The following is an 18,151-nucleotide window of genomic DNA, read 5'->3' as shown; positions in this document are numbered from 1 at the left end:
AAAAAAATGAGTCTTAATAAAACTAAAAGCCATCTATATTAAATAGATGGCTTTTTAAATTAAAGAAAGAATAAATAATTATCCTAAAGTAACTCTTTTAAATGTAGATACTTCAACATCACCATAAGTACTTACATACTCAGCAACGTTTTTCTTTTCGTCTTTAATAAAAGCTTGGTCTAAAAGACATTGCTCCATATCTAAAGTGGTATTATCTGCAATAAAACGATCCATTTTACCAGGTAAGATTCTATCCCAAATTTTCTCTGGTTTACCTTCAGCAGCTAATTGAGCTTTAGCCTCTTCTTCAGCCTTTGTTAAAACTTCTGGAGTTAATTGAGACATAGAGATGTATTGAGGTACATTTTTTAATGTTTTACCCAATCTACCTAACTCTATATTATCTTTCTCGATAACTGCAATTCTAGCTTCTGTTTCAGCAGCTACATAAGCAGGATCAAAATCTTTGTAAGATAAAGTTGTAGCACCCATAGAGGCAACTTGCATAGCGATATCTTTAGCCAAAGTTTCAGCATTATCTACAACTGCAGATAACCCAACTAAAGCAGCAATTTTACCTATATGCGTGTAAGCACCAACATAAGCAGCTTCAATTTTTTCGAAAGCAGTAATGTCTAACTTTTCACCAACAACACCAGTTTGTTCTACTAATTTTTCAGCCACAGTTAAATCACCAAAACTCGCAGCTAAAAATTCTTCTTTAGTAGCACAGTTTAAAGCAATATCAGCAAATTCGCCTCCTAAAGCTATAAATTTTTCGTTTTTACCAACAAAGTCAGTTTCACAAGCTAAAACAATAGCAACACCTTCTGTTTTGGCGTCGTTAATTCTTGTTACTGCAACACCTTCTGTAGATTCTCTATCAGCTCTTTTTGCAGCAATTTTTTGACCTTTTTTACGTAAAATTCCAATTGCTTTATCAAAATCACCTTCTGCTTCTACTAATGCCTTTTTACAGTCCATCATTCCAGCTCCAGTAGCATCTCTTAATTTTTTTACGTCAGCAGCACTAATTTTTGCCATTTTCTTAATAGTTTTAAAGAAACGTTTGTTTCTAATTATATATTAAAATTATTTTTTTTCTTCTGTTGCAGGTGCTTCAGTAACTTCTGCTTCAACTTTAGCTTCCTCTTTTTTAGGAGCAGCTTTAGCTTCTTTTACTTTTTCTTTATCTGCTTTTCTGTCTGATAATCCTTCTGCAATTGCATCAGTAACAAAACCTAAAACTTTGTCAATAGATTTAGAAGCATCATCATTTGCTGGTATTACAAAATCAACCTGTCTTGGGTCAGAGTTTGTATCAACCATTGCAAAAATTGGAATGTTTAATTTCTGAGCTTCAGCAACAGCAATGTGTTCTTTTTTAATATCGATTACAAATAATGCACCAGGTAAACGAGTCATATCAGAAATAGAACCTAAATTCTTTTCTAATTTTTCTCTTTGACGATTAATTTGTAATTTTTCTCTTTTAGATAATGCATCAAAAGAACCATCTGTCTTCATTCTATCAATCTGAGCCATTTTTTTAACAGCTTTTCTAATAGTTACAAAGTTGGTTAACATACCACCTGGCCATCTTTCTGTGATGTAAGGCATATTTACAGATTTTGCTTTGTCAGCAACAATATCTTTTGCTTGTTTTTTGGTAGCAACAAATAAAATTTTACGTCCAGAGTTTGCAATTTTTTTCAAAGCTTCTGAAGTCTCTTCTATTTTAGCTGCAGTTTTATACAAATCAATGATGTGTACACCATTACGTTCTGTATAAATATAAGGAGCCATGTTTGGATTCCACTTTCTAGTTAAGTGACCAAAATGTACACCATTGTCTAATAATTCTTGAATATTAATGTTTGCCATTTTTAAAATGTGTTTACTTTCTGTTTTTTAAATCAATGATTAAGTAGTTTTATAAAATCTTAATCATTTAGATACTAAACTTTATAGTTAATAGTTTTTGGTTTCTGGTTATTAGTCAAGTATTTTAAAACTATAAACCAATAACCAAGAACCATCAACCAAATATTATCTTTTAGAGAACTGGAATTTCTTACGTGCTTTTTTCTGACCGAATTTCTTACGTTCAACCATTCTAGGATCACGAGTTAATAAACCTTCTGGTTTTAATACCAATCTGTGTTCTGGTTCTATAGAAACTAAAGCTCTGGTTATTGCCAAACGAATTGCTTCTGCTTGCCCAGTAACACCACCACCATAAACATTTACTTTAATGTCATAAGACGTTAAATTTTCAGTTAACATTAATGGTTGTTGTACTTTGTATTGTAAAGTTCCTGTAGTAAAGTAACTTTTGTAATCTTTTTTGTTTACTGTAATTGTACCTGTACCTTCTGAAAGATAAATACGTGCAACTGCAGTTTTTCTTCTACCGATTTTGTGAACTGTATCCATTATTTATAATCGTTAAGGTTAATAGCTTTAGGTTCTTGTCCTTGTTGTTTGTGCTCTCCACCTGCATAAACATACAAGTTTCTGTATAAAGCGCTACCTAAAGTGTTTTTTGGTAACATTCCTTTTACTGCTTTTTCGATTAATCTTGTAGGATCTTTCTCAAACATTTCTGTTGCAGTTAACGATCTTTGACCACCTGGATAACCTGTGTGACGAATGTAAGATTTGTCTCTCCACTTGTTTCCAGTTAATACTATTTTTTCTGCGTTGATAATAACCACGTTATCTCCACAATCTACGTGAGGAGTATAATTTGGTTTGTATTTACCTCTAATTAGCTTAGCTACTTTAGAAGCTAGACGACCCAACGTTTGCCCGTCCGCATCAACTAAAACCCACTCCTTATTTACGGTAGCTGCGTTTGCTGATACTGTTTTGTAACTTAATGTGTTCATAATTACACTATTAGTTTTTGTTTATTAATAAAAATAAGTTTTCCTTAAAAAAGGAGTGCAAATGTATTGCTTTTTATTGGTTTGACAAATAGCGGGTTAGAATAATTTAAGTTGATTGCCAGTAATTTGAGGATAATTAAAAGTATTATTGTTTACATGATTAATTATGAGGTTAAACAATTAAAAAAATAAAGATATTAGAAGTAACATTAAATATCATTGATGATATGGTATTTGTAAATACTTGTTGGTTTTATGTTAGAATATTTTGAATTTCATAAATATTCTATAAAATTATTAACAAAAAGTTAAGAAAATAGAAAGTTACTTTTGTAGTCGAATTAAAGTAATCACACTTTTGTGTATAATTTTAAAGCTGACCAACTGAATGCAACAAAATTACATTTTTAAATTTCTAGCTGTTTTCGTTTTTTTATCAGTAAAAACAACAGCTCAAAATGCCTTAGAAAATAAAATACCTAAAAGAATATACACTACAAAACCTTTACTAAAGGTGCCAATTATTGATGGTGATGTTTCTGAAGATGCTTGGAATGTTGTAGAATGGTCTTCTGATTTTACAGAGAAAGATCCAGATGAAGGTACTTCTCCTGCTCATCAAACAATGTTTAAGGTAATGTATGATGAAAAGTATTTATACATAGCAATTCGCGCTTTAGATAGCGAGCCAGATTTAATCCAAAGAAGATTAAGTAGAAGAGATGGTTTTCAGGGCGATCGTGTAAATGTTATTATTGATAGTTATCACGATAAAAGAACAGCGTTTGTGTTTACAACGACTGCTGCAGGGGTTAAAGGAGAGGAGTTTGCCTCGCAAAATGGAGATAATTGGGATGATAGCTGGAACCCTATTTGGTATACAAATGCCAAAATTGATGATAAAGGTTGGACAGCCGAGATGAAAATTCCTTTTAGTCAATTACGATTTGGAAAAGCGGAAGAGCAGGTTTGGGGTTTTAACGTAAATAGAACCATCTTTAGATTGCAAGAACGATCGCTTTGGCAAAGAATCCCAAATGATCAAGCAGGTTTTATTAGTGAAGCAGGTGAGTTGCATGGATTAAAAAACTTAGTTTCTCAAAAGCAATTAGAAATTCAACCATTCACAGTTTTACAATACGACAAATATCCAGCAGAGGCTGGAAATCCTTTTAGAACTGGTAAAGATTTTAAGTTTAATGCAGGTTTAGATGCAAAAATTGGAATAACCAATGATTTGACTTTAGATTTAACTGTGAATCCTGATTTTGGTCAAGTAGAGGCAGATCCTGGAGCAATTGCGTTAGATGGTTTTCAAATTTTCTTTAGGGAACAGCGTCCGTTTTTTGTAGAAAATAGTAATATTTTCGATTACGAATTTGCAAATGGAAGTGATAATCTGTTTTACAGCAGAAGAATTGGTAGAAATCCACATAGGTCTGCAAATCTTTTAAATGGAGAATTTGCGAACGAACCGCAAAACTCAAGAATTTTAGGTGCTGCAAAGTTCTCTGGCAAAACTAGAGATGGTTGGTCAATAGGAGTTTTAGAAAGTGTGACAGGAAATGAATTTGCAGAAATAAGACAAGTTGATGGACAAACCAGAGACGAAATTGTAGAACCACTAACCAACTATTTTGTTACACGTGTTCAAAAAGATTTTAACGACAGAAATTCTTTTATTGGCGGAATTTTTACAGCCACGAATAGGTACTTAAATGGCAATTTTAATGAACTGCATAAAGCAGCGTATTCAGGTGGAATTGATTTTCAACACAACTGGAAGAATAGAGAATACTTTTTGGACGGAAATGTAATTTTTAGTCATGTTTTAGGAAGTGAAGAGGCCATTGCTAGAACCCAAAAAACATTACGTCATAATTTTCAAAGAACAGATGCAACTCATGTTGCTGTAGACCCCAATAAAACGTCTTTATCTGGTACTGGTGGTAGAATAGAAATGGGTAAAAATGGGGGAGGAAATTGGCGATATAATGCAGGTGTAATTTGGCGATCTCCAGAATTAGAACTCAATGATGTAGGATTTTTAAGAAGAACTGATGAAATTATTCAGTTTACTAATTTGAATCACTTATGGCAAATACCAACAGAATCGTATAGAAATATCAGAGCAAGATTTGAGCAAGCTACGTATTACGATTTTGAAGGTAATTTAAACAGAGTTCGTTTAGAATTGAATGGTGAAATTAGTTGGATTAATAATTGGTGGACTGAGGCTGGTTATGGTACCGATGTCAATTATTTCGATAATTTTTATTTAAGGGGTGGGCCAAGGTTTAAAAGACCAAACACTTCTTTTGCCTATTTTTTCTTTGGTTCTGATAGAAGCAAATTGTTTAGTTTTACTTTAGGATATTCAAACAGGCACACTGCAGAAAAGGTTGTGGGTAGAGATCGCTTTGTTATTCGTACAAATTATCAACCAACAGATGCAATGAGCATGTCTTTAAATGTAGAGTACGCAAATTTGTATGATAGAACACAATATGTTACTGAGTCTAATTTTAATGATATTGAAAGATATATATTAGGACGAATTCAAAATCAGACACTAACTACCACTTTACGTGTAAATTACAGTTTTACACCAGATATTTCTCTGCAGTTTTATGGGCAGCCGTTTATTTCTAAAGGAAAATTTACAGATTTAAATCGAGTCGTAAATCCAGTAGGTGCTGGTATTAATGATAGGATAGCTGTATTTGATGATAATCAAATTAGTTTTCAGAATGATACCTATTTAATCGATGAAAATAGAGATGGAACCACTGATTATTCTTTTGATAATCCCGACTTTTCATTTGTACAATTACAAACCAACTTAGTAGCAAGATGGGAGTATATTCCTGGTTCAGAATTGTTTTTAGTTTGGTCTAGAGGTTCTGTGGGCAGTGCTGCAATTTCTGAAGAGCTAGTTGATGCTGTTTCAGAGCAAGTATTTAATGCGCCAGCAAACGATACTTTTTTAGTGAAATTTACGTATCGTTTTAGAAGGTAATTCATTAAAAATACTTAGAAAAATATATAGTGATTAGGTGTGTTTATATAATTTTTTTACCTTTTACACAATCATACGTTACACTTATTTATTCTGTTTTTTTGATACTAAGGAATAATTTAAGTTTTAAATTGATAGCCTTTTTCATTTTCTAATCACATTATAAAAATAAGTTTTACTGTTCTGTGTGTTACTAATATCATCAACTTAAAAACTAGTCATAAATATGTTTTTAAACAGATTACTATATTGCAGCCTTGTAGTTTTGAATTAGTGTTATGCAGACCGTAAAAAAAAAGTAGCTACAAGGATTTCTTTTTTTAGCAAAACAACCTGTAATTAATAGACATTTTTATTCGCATATAGGTTTGTCGCACTTAACTTTTAACTTTCCTTTAAAATCATGGCTTCTGAGTTGATGCAATAACGCAATCCACTAGGTTCTGGGCCATCAGGAAAAATATGACCTAAATGTGCATCACAAGTATTACACATCACTTCTACTCTAATCATTCCAAAAGAGGTGTCTTTATGGTATTTAATTGCATTTTCCTTTATAGGTTGCGTAAAACTTGGCCATCCTGTGCCAGAACTAAACTTTATGGTAGAATCAAATAATGGTGTGTTGCAACAAATACAATTGTATTGGCCTTCATCGTAAATGCTACATAAAGCACCACTATGTGGTCTTTCAGTTCCTTTTTGTCTGGTAATTCTAAATTGCTCAGGTGTCAATTGTATTTTCCATTCAGCATTTGTTTTTTCAACTCTTTTATCGGGTGTAGGATTTCCTTTTGTAGTAAAGTGCATTACTTCTTTCCAAGTCAGCATAGTTTGTTTTCTTTTTAAATATTAAATACCTTGTTACTTTGTAAATAATTGTTAATTTGTAATCTCTTGAAAGTAAAACATAAAATTACGACAAAAATCAACAAAGTAATATTTAAGTAGTGAATTACGTTGTAGTTTTTTTCGATTCATTTTTAAAATAACCTAATATGAGTACATTAATTGCTAACGCACAAAAATTCGTTTTTGACTTACTAAGCAATCAACTAGACACAAAGTACGTATATCATAATTTAGCACATACCCAAAGGGTTGTTGAAAAAACCAAAGAGCTAATTGCTAATATAGAAATTGAAGAATTAGATGCAGAAAATGCAGTAATTGCAGCTTGGTTTCATGATACTGGTTTTACCAAAAATGCAGAAAATCATGAGGAAGAAAGTGCACGCATTGTTAAGGGGTTTTTATTAACAAATTCCATAACTCAACAAAGAGTAGAGGCTATTGTTCAACTCATTTTGGCAACTAAAATGAATCATAAGCCCAAAAACGATTTAGAGAAAATTATTATTGATGCAGATTGTGGGCATTTAGCATCCAAGAATTTTTTTGATTACAATTCGTTGCTTAGAAAAGAGTGGGAGCTAACAGGGGTTAAGAAAAGTTCTGATGAAGATTGGATTAAAGAAAATATCCGTTTTTTTTCTGTTCAACATCGGTTTAATACAGAATTTGCTTTAAAAAATTGGACAAAAAGAAAAGAGAAAAATCTTTCTAAGTTGATGAAAAACTTAAAGAGTTTACAAGAAAATCTTAGAAAATTCAAACAAAAACAAGAAGCTTTAAAAATAAAAAAAGACAAAGTAAAGGTGCCTGAAAGAGGTATAGAAACTATGTTTAGGGTAGCTTTAAAAAACCATATGACTTTAAGTAATATTGCAGATACTAAAGCCAATATTTTACTTTCTGTAAATGCAATTATTGTTTCTTTAGCGCTGTCAAATTTATTGCCTAAATTAGATAATCCTTCTAATTCGCATTTGTTTGTGCCTACTATTATTTTTGTGTTTTTTACAGTGGTTTCTATGATTTTATCAATATTAGCTACCAGACCTAATGTTACTGAGGGTAAGTTTACCAAACAAGATGTGGCCAATAAAAAAGTAAACCTATTGTTCTTTGGTAATTTTCATCAAATGAAATTAGAAGATTTTGAATGGGGAATTTCTGAAATGATGCAAGATCGTGATTATTTATACGGTTCGTTAACTAAAGATTTGTATTTTTTGGGTTTAGTTTTAAATAGAAAGTATAAAATTTTAAGAATTACATATACGGTTTTTGTTATCGGAATTGTAACTAGTGTAATTGCATTTGCATTATCGTTTAAAATGCAAGAAGTTAGTTGATTAATGGTAATTTAAACTTTTAATAACACTTTATTAAACCTATAAAATTAATTAGTTATATTTGCCACAAAACCCTAAATTATGTTATCAGAAAAAAGATCACTTAAATCTTCAAGTAAAATGAAGCTCTTCTATAAAATAGCAGTTTTATTTTTTTTATTTTCTTTTCAATCTTATGCTCAAAATATTTCTATCAATGAAATTATGTCTTCCAATGAGACAACAGCCTCAGATGAAGATGGAGAATTTGAAGATTGGATAGAAATTTATAATTACGGAACAACCAGCGTAAATTTAAACGGCTTTGGATTGTCAGATCAAGTAGATAATCCTTCAAAATGGGTTTTTCCAAACATAGAATTAGCTGCTAAAGAATATATAATTGTTTGGGCTTCAGACAAAAATAGAGCTATAGATAAAGATGAATTGCATGCAAATTTTAAAATTAAATCTGGTGGAGAAGCTATAATTTTATCAAATGCATCAGGAGTAAAAATTAGTGAATCTCCTGCTGTAGCTTTAGCAACAGATAAATCTTATGGTAGAATTCCTAATGGTACTGGAAACTGGACTTTTTTAGAAACGCCTACTCCTAAGACAAATAATTCTGGAGCGTCAAGTGCAGTCCCAGAAAAAGTAGCTATTAATGAAATATTATCATCAAATGTAGCTGGTATTCAAGATGAAGATGCCAATAATGAAGATTGGATAGAGATCTACAATTATGGCACTGATGCTATAAACTTATCTGGTTTCGGTTTATCTGATGATAGAGCTTTGCCATACAAATGGGTTTTTCCTGCAATTACAATTAATCCAAATCAGTATATTATAGTTTTTGCTTCGGGTAAAGATCGCAGCAATGCAGGAGCTCAGTTACATACCAATTTCAAAATTGGTGCAGGTGGTGAAACTTTACTTTTAACAAATGGAAATGGATTATTAATCAGTGGAGGGCCTTCCGCAAATTTAGCAGAAGATACTTCTTATGGAAGACAACCTGATGGAACAGGTTCTTGGTTCTTTTTTGACACACCAACGCCAGGTGCATCGAATGTAGAAAGTGGTTCTACCACATCTTTAGAACCACCAACATTCTCGCACACATCTGGTTTATATACAGATAGTTTTGACTTATCATTATCTACAGATGTGCAAGGCGCAACAATTGTATATACTTTAGATGGTTCAGAACCAGATATTAATAATTTAAATGGTTCTAGTTTTCAATATAAAAATGATTATCCTTACGAAGTAGGTGATAGCTTTGGAGCATTGTTAAATCAAAGTTACCAATCTTTTTCATACACAGGGCCAATTACGATGAGAGATCGATCTAATGACGAGGATGTTTTAGCTAGAAAAAATACGGTAGCTGAAGATATTTATATTCCGCCAGTAAAGCTGCGAAAAGCAACAGTATTAAGAGCCAAAGTTTTTTTAAACGGAAAAGGGTCTAGAACTAGAACAAGAAATTATTTTATTTGGGCAAATGGTAATCCTTATAATGTTCCTGTAATATCTTTAACCACATTCGAAGAGAATTTATTCGGTTATGAAAAGGGTATCTACACCTCAGGTAAAATTTTTGATGATTTTAGAATAGAAGAGCCAAACACTAATGTGGGGTCAAGAGGAGATGTTAATAATTATGGGCAAAGTGGTGTAGAATGGGAGCGTGAAGTAAATGTACAAGTATTTAATGAAAATCTAGAATCTATCTTAAACCAAGATGCTGGTCTTAGAATTCATGGTAATACCTCAAGAGCACACATTCTTAAAAACTTAAGACTTTATGCAAAGAGTGAATATGATGAAGAGAATGAGTTTAAGTTAGATATTTTTGATCAACAAATACCAGGCTCTCCAGAACCTTATAACAATACATTTAAAAGGTTAATGCTTCGTGGAAATGGTAGTGGTGGTCAAATTGCAAATGATATGGTTTTTAGCAGGCTCATGCAACCGTTTTTTAATGGTATCATGAGAATAAAAACAGCTGTTAATTTTATAAATGGCGAGTATTTTGGAATTACAGCTTTTAGAGACCGTTTTGATGTGCACCACATAGCAAATAATTTTGGTTTAGACAGCGATAATGTATCTATTGTAAGTTGTATTGGAACTTGTTCAAGACAAGATGGACCAGAAGATCGTGAAAGTAACCCTGAAAGGGTATTACGATATTTATTTAAAGATTTGGTACATAATGATCTAAAGTCGGATGCTGAGTACCAAAAAGTTGCAGACATTTTAGATATAGACTCATATATAGATCATCTTGTTATAGAAATATTTTCAGAAGGGGATAGTTATGAAACTAAGTTTTGGAGGGCTACAAATCCTGTAAATGACGAATTTGGAGATGGTAAGTTTCGTATTTATACTCAAGATTTTGAAGCAGCAATGGCTAAAAGAACGAATTGGCTATATGAATTTTCTTTAGATTCTAAATATAATTGGCAACGTAATATATTTTCAAACCTAATTGATAACGATGGTTTTAAGGTGAAATTTATCAATCGTACTGCAGATTTATTAAACACAGGATTCACTATAGAAAGATTTGACGCTATTGTAAATGCAACTTTTGACGAGGTAGCACCACTTTTAGAAGAAGATAGAAATCGTTCTCCAAGATTAAGATTTTATGAGGACATCGATAAAGAAAAACTATTAAGTTGGATTCAAGAAAGACCAGCTAGGTTTAGAGACCAAATAAATGAGTTATTCAATATAGACAAAACTATTGACGTAAGATTAAGTGTATCTAATAATAATGCAGGATATATCACTTTAAATACTGTAGATATTAAAGGATCTACACCTGGTGTAAATGATAAACCATACCCATGGACAGGAGTATATTTTAATAATATTCCAATTACGTTAGAGGCAAAGCCAAGAGCTGGTTATACTTTTTCTTATTGGACAGGAGCCTCTTCTAGTACCAGTAGTAAAATAACCATTACACCTACTGATGATTTACAAATAAGAGCTGTATTTACACCAGACGAAGATTACGATCACTTGTTGTATTTCTGGCTTTTAGATGATGAAATTGAGAATGATACACCATTAGAAACTTTAAACTCTACGTATTCAAGAAACAATGCAATAGCAAAATTGAATTATAACTCATCACTTGCAGGATATCCTTTTGATAAAAGTGATGCAAATTGGAGAAAAGCGTCTTTAGAAAGAATTGATGAACCTACAATAATTAATTACCAAGGTATAGCAAATAATGACATTCCATTTGCGCCACAAATAATGAAAGGTGTGCAAATAAAGCAACCTTTTCAATCAGGTGGTTCAGAAAACGCTCTTGAATTAGATTTTTCTACAATAGATTACGAAGAGGTAAAAATTTCTGTAGCAATTACTTCAGATGGTGCTGCAAATAGTATAACTGCCCAATATTGGAACGGCTCTGCTTGGGTATCATCTAACATGCCTAATAGTACGCAATCAATTACTGCTGATTATGAAAGAAAAGAATTTGATTTTTCTAATGTAGCTATGGCAGATGAAAACGAAAGTTTTAAAGTAAGGTTAAGTTTTGGTGGTGCAAATATGACTGCAGATGAAGGCAAAAAAGTAATCATCAATAATATTGCTATAAGTGCTGTTGATAAAAATGTGTTGTCTGCAAAAGATTTTATTGCGTCAAAGAACAGTATAGATATTTACCCTAACCCTGTAAATAATAGAATTTATATTTCATCTAACAACACTATAGACAAAGTTTTAGTATATAATATTTTCGGACAAATGTTATACAAATCATCAGAAAATAAAAGCGATGCTACTATAGATGTGAGTAATTTTGCCAAAGGTGTTTATTTGGTTAAAGTTTTTACTGGTGAAAATTCTATGACTAAAAAAATAGTTAAAAAATGATATTTTTAAAAATATCACATACAAAATAGCATACTTTGTATACTACATCAAAAGGCATTTAAAATTAGTTTAATTTAATTTCAGTTGATGAAATTGACAGAACATTTTAATGGAAGCGTGTTTGTACAAAGTATGTATTAAAAATTTCTTCTTTATTTAAAGTTTTAAACAAACTATTGTGGTTTTAGCGGGTCTTAGATATAGAGGTAGTCATGTAAGTAATCTTTTAGAAGGTAATATAACTAGTTAAAGTTACTTTAAGACAAAAATAAAATTATAGAAACTGAACATATTTTGGATAAAGCGCTCGTAGATACTGTTAATCAATTTAAACCAATTTCATTAGATGAAATGAACAGCGTTGCTTTAATGAAAAGAACGGATACAAAGTATGTAATTAATATTTCTACCTTACCTAAGGTGTTAAGCAAACTTCTAGATTCTTATCGCGTATTAGAGATAGATAGTAGACGCATTATGAACTATTCTTCCTTATATTTAGATACCAATAATTTTAAGTTTTACTTAGATCATCATAATGGAAGAGTAAACAGAACCAAAATAAGGCAACGCAAATACGTAGATTCTGATCTAACTTTTTTAGAGATAAAAAAGAAAAACGGAAAAGGAGAAACCAATAAGTTTAGGATAAAAATTGATGATTTTGAAACAGAATTGTCTCAAACCTCTAAAGAATTTATCTCGGAAATTACAGAAGCAGACTATAATTTACAAACTAGTTTATGGAATAGTTTTAACAGAATTACGTTGGTAAACCTGAAAGAAAATGAGAGAGTTACCATAGACTTAAATTTAACGTACTCTTTAGGTGATCAAGTAAAAAAATATAATAACATAGTGGTTGTTGAATTAAAACAAAGTAGATTCGATAGAAAATCTTTAGTAGTAGAGGCTTTGAAAAATTTTGGCCATAACCCTTATAGTATAAGCAAGTATTGTATTGGAGTGGCAAATCTTTATAAAAATTTAAAGCACAATACCTTTAAATCAAAATTATTAAAAATAAATAAAATATCTGCCTAGTATGGATTTTATGAATATACCCTTCTTCGACAAGGATTTTTACAAATTGCTTTTTCTTTTTTCTTTAAACTTGGTGTTTTTAACCATTATTGTAAGGTGGTTTTATTACAGTAGTACACGTAAAAAAGATTATTTATTTACTTTTTATTTGATAAGTATTATTGTCTTCTTTTTAACATTTACCCTAAAAAAATACAATATAGATGTAGGTTTAGCACTTGGTCTCTTTGCTATTTTTGGTATTATAAGATATAGAACAGAGTCTATACCTATTAGAGAAATGGGGTATTTGTTTATTGTAATTGGTATATCAATTATGAACGCACTAGCCAATAAAAAATTAAGTTATGTAGAAATTTTCTTCTCTAATTTTGCCATAGCCATTGCCATTGGCGTAATTGAAAAGCTTTGGCATTTAAAATACGAGATTACTAAAAAAATAACTTACGAAGTTATTGAAAACATTAAGCCAGAGAATTACAATATCTTAAAAGAAGATTTAGAAACAAGAACAGGTTTAAAAATTAATCAATTAACTATTGGCGATGTTGATTTTGTAAAAGATAGCGCAACAATAATTATACACTACAACAAATCAGAAAATGAAAAATAAACCTTTTATAATTATTATAGTGCTTCTTTGCACAACCATAAATTATGGTCAAGAAGATGATAATAAAGATTTTGCTTTATGGAACTCAATAGGGGTGAAATACGCTCCAATTAAAAGGTTAAAATTAGGTGTAGAGCAACATTTAAGACTAAAAGAAGATGCATCTACTACAGATGAATATTTTACAGAAGTTCAGGCAGAATTCGAAATCTTAAAAAATTTAGAGATTGGTGGAGCTATGCGTTTTATAAAAGAAAATGATAATGTTGGTAAAATACAAGGCTACGAAAAGCACTTTAGATATAATGTTGATTTAAGTTATAGATTAGAGCTTATTAAAAAATTAGACATTGCTTTTAGGTTACGTTACCAAAATAAAAGAGAATTAGATTTAGAGGATGGTGTTGAGGACATTCCTGGTGAAACACTTCGTTTTAAAACAGCCTTTGAATATAGTATCAAAAATTGGCCTTTAGATCCTGAATTTGCTGTAGAAATTTTTAATAGAAAAAGAGATGGTGCTGCTTTTATTGGTGATGCAAAATTAAGCAGATACAGGCTTACTTGGGGTGCAAGTTATAATTTAAAAAAGTTTGGTAAGTTTGGTATCTACTTTAGGTATCAAGAAAACACTAGAGTAGATAACGATTTTCAAACAAAAATATTAGGCTTAAAATACTCGTATTCTATTAATTAATTTAGGTACATTAAGCCTCAATTTCTTTGATTAGGTCTTTGAAAGTTATAATGTTTTGCTCATCAAAATCCTGTTGATATTTTACCTCAACTCTCAGCGCTTTGAGTCCAGAAACACCTTGTAAGTTTTCTAATTCTAGGTATTCTATTTTGCCTAATTGTTTTTTAGATTGTAAATAGGTAATATATTTAAGATATTCTTGAGCATCTTTTTCTTGCGAATATACAATTGCGATTTTACCTGGCATTGTTAAACGATTTTTAGTGCCTTTTATGTAAGCTTTATCAATGCGTTTTTTTAGAATTTCATATCTAATATTGTAGGCACCATCCACATCAAATTGCTTTTCGTCCATCCTAAATTTTATAGCCATAGCATTGCTATGCACTAAAATTAACGAAGCAACACGTAAGTCGTTTTTCATGTTTTTACGCTCATAGTAGGCTAAGTTTTCCATCTCACAGGTAACTTGTAATTGCCACAAACGCAGGTTATACAAATACAAGTTATCAAAGCTTTTATGTTTTGTAATAGATTGCCCAATATACATGTTATATTCAACACCATCTGTTTTATAACGCTCGTAATAATGAGGAAACATTTCTTGCGCTTGTTTTTGCCTATTGTCTAAGAATTTAGAAAGTTTATCATTTAAAAGGGTTACACTGTCTTCATACTCTTTTCTTCGTTCGTAAACTACATTTAAGTTGTTATCTAAACGATTCATATAGATGTTTACCTTTTCTAAAAGTTCTGTATTAATATTTTTTATATGATTAAAAACAGGATAAATTTCACTGCTTAAAAAATCGAGAATGCTTACTTCATCACCAGCATCTAATCCTTGTTTTACATCATTTAAATAAGAGGTAACTCGAAACATTAATTCATTATAGATAGGTAATTTCTCGCTTTTACAAGCATCTTTTAAAACTGTAATGGCTAATGTTAGTTGTGTAGTTAAATCTTCTTTAATAGCTTTATTTCTTGCATCAGATGAGCCTTTAATATCACTTTGACCAAATAACGGGTACACATCGTTAAAAACAATTTCATCTAATTTGGCATTATCATTAGATTGGCTTTCTAAATGATATTTTTCTGCAGCTTCGTAAAAACGCCATTTTACAGCTTGATGTATAGAAGTGTAGTTTTCTTGTATGGTAGCTTCTAAGACATTTTGACGTTCTTCTGATGTACGTTTAACAGCGGCTTCAAAAACAGGAATAATATCTTTTAGTTTGTTAATGTTAACCGAGTTTAAATCATAGGGCCTAGGAGATCCTATTTCTAGTAGTGCTAAATCTCCATTTGCAGTGGCTACAATTGGAATTAAAATAATGCTTTGTATACCAGAATCGTGTAAATTTTGGTAAAAAGGATTTTTATTGGTAGCTGAGCCATATTTATTTACATCAGAAATAATAAACGTTTCGTGGTTTTTTAACACCTTATCCATAATACCATTACAGAAGTAACCATTATCGCATTCTATTTCAGTACTTTTATTTAAGATGATGCTGTTAGACTGTTTTACAACTGTTTCACAAACTTTAGAATTAATATTATCGTAAATAGAGTAGCCTAATTTAAGATCTTTAATACTATAAAAGTCTCTTAGATTGTTTTGTAATTTGTAAATTAAATCATCACCACCTGCCAATAAGTTCGCCTTAATTGCAGAAAGCATTTCTTCTGAGGTTACGTCAAATAAACTTATCAAACCAAAACCTTTAAAAATATAGCTATTTGGTGGAAATTTTTCTTTCCATATTTCTATATTTTCGTAATTGTTTAAGAGTTCTTTAAAATCTTCTTGGGTTAAATTGGGTGCGTGTGCTGTGGGTGTTATTTCAGAAAAATCTGCATTAAAAGTAGCCCTGTAATATTTCATAGTACCAGTTGTTTTGTCTGGAATATCAAAATAAAAAGGTCTTTTTATATCAATATTAAAACCATATACGGCTCCTAAAATAAAAGTACAAGCCATAACATACATACTATTGTCTTCAAAATTACGAACTGTAAATTCGTAATCATCACCTGCATTGTTTAGTATTTTTTCAAATCGATCTGTAAATTTAAATGAGGCAAAAGAAAAAGGTACGCTAGCCGCTTTTATTTCATTTAAGCGCAATGGCTCTGGAAATAAAGGATCTAATAATAAGTTTATTTGATCTTTATAGGTTTTTAATAAACTAAAGTCAGAAAATCCATCATTTAATTCAGGGTGATTATTGAATAGATCTACCATTTTAAGAGCAGCAGTATGAAAAGGATGGGCTTTAAATTCTTTTTGCGCATATTTTTCAAAAGTTACAAATACCTTTTTAAAAGAAATATTTAACTGAAGTGGTAATTCTATATTTTCTATACTATTAGATTCTATGATCTTCATAACCTTAATTTACACTTTTTTGTCGTACAAAGTTCTTACAATTTACAAAACTATAGTTTTATTGAAGAATATTAGTAGATAATATGTTTTTTTAAGGAGATAAGTTTTATGAAACAAAAAAGCATTTAACGATTCGTTAAATGCTTTTGTATCTATTTTGAGTATGTTATTGAATGTCGGGTTGCCTAATTCTAGGATCCCATTTTTGTAATTGTTTCTTTATTTCGTTAGTTACTTCTGTATCGTTTTTAAAATACCAATCTACATTTTTATAGGTAATTGTACCATCACTTGCATAGTGAAAAAATACAATAGCGTTAACATATGGGTACTTTTTATTAAAGTTTTCTAATGTCTCACCAAACCATTTGGCTCTGCTTCCACCAGGTTTTAAACAACCAAATTCAGCAATCATTATTGGTTTATAAAACGCAGCCAATTGGTCGTAATAATTACCAAAAATTTCTTTAAAAGTCCACCAATCACTCCAACTTGTACTTGTACCATAATTTAAAGCACCTGTTGCAATAATATCTACATAATCTTCACCAGGGTAATATTCTTTAAATTTTCCATAAGATAAATGCGGACTCCAAACCCAAATAACATTTGTAGCGCCAACAGATTCAAAAACATCTCTAACGTGTTTAAAAGCAGCTACATATTCTTCTGGTTCGTTGTTTTGAGGTCCCCAAGGATAACGATATGGGTCATTCATTTCATGCCCCATTCTTAAATAAATGGGTGTATCTACTTTTGCAGCTTCAGTAGCCCATTCTTTAATATAAGCATCATAATCTCCATTAGCAATTGAGGCTAAACCATGGTCGTTTCTTTGCTCTAAATCTTTTATTTTCGGAAAATTTTCTTTTGAGAATTTTTCTAACCAAGGTTCCCAAGTAATCATAGGTACAGAGCCTATCCTTACTATAGCATCAATTTTATTTTTTGGAAAGTCATAAATTTGCCCTTCTCCCCAAGCTTTATAAATTTGAATGATTGGAAAAGTTAGTGCTAGTGAATCTTCTAAATTTATAATATTTTCATAAGACTCTCCATTGCTATCATCTGCAGCACCAAATAAAATGTTTTTACTTTTTAAAAGGGCATATTTGTTTTTTCTTTGGTCTTTAAACCAATCTAATTTTTTATCTCTATTTATTTCTCTTTTTCCTAAAATATTATCTTGTTCTATATCTTTTACCATATTACCTATACTTTCTAAAAACCCTCCTAAAGGTCCTTTAGAACTTTTGCTTACGGTACTTAAACCGTAAACTATAAAATAGCCTAATACTAAAGCAAGCAGAACATTAAATATTCTTTTAGATTTTTTTTTGAATGATGACATAATTCTATTTTGATTTATAATGACTTTGATTCAAAAC

Annotated in this window: 13 protein-coding genes; 6 read left to right on the top strand and 7 right to left on the bottom strand. The window is 30.8% G+C overall.

What is annotated here, in order from left to right; all coding sequences use genetic code 11:
* Nucleotides 1–78: 78 nt before the first annotated feature.
* The 4 genes from tsf to rplM all read right to left on the bottom strand — a co-directional run bounded on the left by tsf (nt 79) and on the right by rplM (nt 2,891).
* Nucleotides 79–1,044 (bottom strand): translation elongation factor Ts, encoded by a 966-nt coding sequence (gene tsf / locus SJY27_RS08880; RefSeq protein WP_397444466.1) that lies wholly within the window; start codon nt 1,042–1,044, stop codon nt 79–81.
* Between the two features lie 48 nt (nt 1,045–1,092).
* Nucleotides 1,093–1,884: a 30S ribosomal protein S2 gene (gene rpsB / locus SJY27_RS08875; protein ID WP_397444465.1), complete on the bottom strand. Its 792-nt coding sequence runs from the start codon at nt 1,882–1,884 to the stop codon at nt 1,093–1,095.
* A 165-nt stretch (nt 1,885–2,049) separates the two neighbouring features.
* Nucleotides 2,050–2,436 carry a 30S ribosomal protein S9 gene (gene rpsI, locus SJY27_RS08870; RefSeq protein WP_397444464.1) on the bottom strand — a complete coding sequence of 129 codons (387 nt, stop codon included), beginning with the start codon at nt 2,434–2,436 and terminating at the stop codon, nt 2,050–2,052.
* Nucleotides 2,436–2,891, bottom strand: a complete 456-nt coding sequence (gene rplM, locus SJY27_RS08865) for a 50S ribosomal protein L13 (RefSeq protein ID WP_397444463.1) — start codon at nt 2,889–2,891, stop codon at nt 2,436–2,438. Before rplM ends, rpsI begins: the two co-directional genes overlap by 1 nt.
* Nucleotides 2,892–3,279: 388 nt before the next feature.
* Between rplM and SJY27_RS08860 the strand changes: the two genes are divergently transcribed.
* Nucleotides 3,280–5,910: a DUF5916 domain-containing protein gene (locus SJY27_RS08860; protein WP_397444462.1), complete on the top strand. Its 2,631-nt coding sequence runs from the start codon at nt 3,280–3,282 to the stop codon at nt 5,908–5,910.
* Nucleotides 5,911–6,294: 384 nt separating this feature from the next.
* Here the strand turns inward: SJY27_RS08860 and msrB are convergent, their stop codons facing one another.
* The gene (gene msrB, locus SJY27_RS08855) at nt 6,295–6,741 is read right to left on the bottom strand and encodes a peptide-methionine (R)-S-oxide reductase MsrB (protein ID WP_397444461.1); all 447 of its coding nucleotides are present in this window, start codon (nt 6,739–6,741) and stop codon (nt 6,295–6,297) included.
* Between the two features lie 167 nt (nt 6,742–6,908).
* Here msrB and SJY27_RS08850 point away from each other — a divergent pair, with 167 nt between their 5' ends.
* From SJY27_RS08850 to SJY27_RS08830, 5 genes are all read left to right on the top strand, one after another.
* Nucleotides 6,909–8,108, top strand: coding sequence for a Pycsar system effector family protein (locus SJY27_RS08850; RefSeq protein WP_397444460.1), 1,200 nt, complete (start codon nt 6,909–6,911; stop codon nt 8,106–8,108).
* A gap of 120 nt (nt 8,109–8,228) precedes the next feature.
* Entirely contained in the window at nt 8,229–12,011 is a 3,783-nt protein-coding gene (locus SJY27_RS08845) for a lamin tail domain-containing protein (protein ID WP_397444459.1), read from the top strand.
* 294 nt (nt 12,012–12,305) lie between these two features.
* The gene (locus SJY27_RS08840; RefSeq protein ID WP_397444458.1) at nt 12,306–13,055 is read left to right on the top strand and encodes a polyphosphate polymerase domain-containing protein; all 750 of its coding nucleotides are present in this window, start codon (nt 12,306–12,308) and stop codon (nt 13,053–13,055) included.
* 1 nt (nt 13,056) lies between these two features.
* Nucleotides 13,057–13,668 carry a DUF4956 domain-containing protein gene (locus tag SJY27_RS08835; protein ID WP_397444457.1) on the top strand — a complete coding sequence of 204 codons (612 nt, stop codon included), beginning with the start codon at nt 13,057–13,059 and terminating at the stop codon, nt 13,666–13,668.
* Entirely contained in the window at nt 13,658–14,365 is a 708-nt protein-coding gene (locus tag SJY27_RS08830; protein ID WP_397444456.1) for a DUF2490 domain-containing protein, read from the top strand. Before SJY27_RS08835 ends, SJY27_RS08830 begins: the two co-directional genes overlap by 11 nt.
* A gap of 10 nt (nt 14,366–14,375) precedes the next feature.
* Here SJY27_RS08830 and SJY27_RS08825 read toward each other — a convergent pair whose 3' ends face one another.
* Nucleotides 14,376–16,763: a GAF domain-containing protein gene (locus tag SJY27_RS08825; protein WP_397444455.1), complete on the bottom strand. Its 2,388-nt coding sequence runs from the start codon at nt 16,761–16,763 to the stop codon at nt 14,376–14,378.
* A gap of 166 nt (nt 16,764–16,929) precedes the next feature.
* On the bottom strand, nt 16,930–18,114 hold the full coding sequence (locus tag SJY27_RS08820) for a glycoside hydrolase family 26 protein (RefSeq protein WP_397444454.1): 1,185 nt from the start codon (nt 18,112–18,114) through the stop codon (nt 16,930–16,932).
* Between the last annotated feature and the right edge of the window lie 37 nt (nt 18,115–18,151).

The organism is Polaribacter sp. R77954, assembly GCF_044595335.1.
Classification (GTDB): Bacteria; Bacteroidota; Bacteroidia; order Flavobacteriales; family Flavobacteriaceae; genus Polaribacter.
The sequence above is the reverse complement of the archived record's forward strand: the minus strand, read 5'-3'. Positions and strand labels throughout refer to the sequence as shown.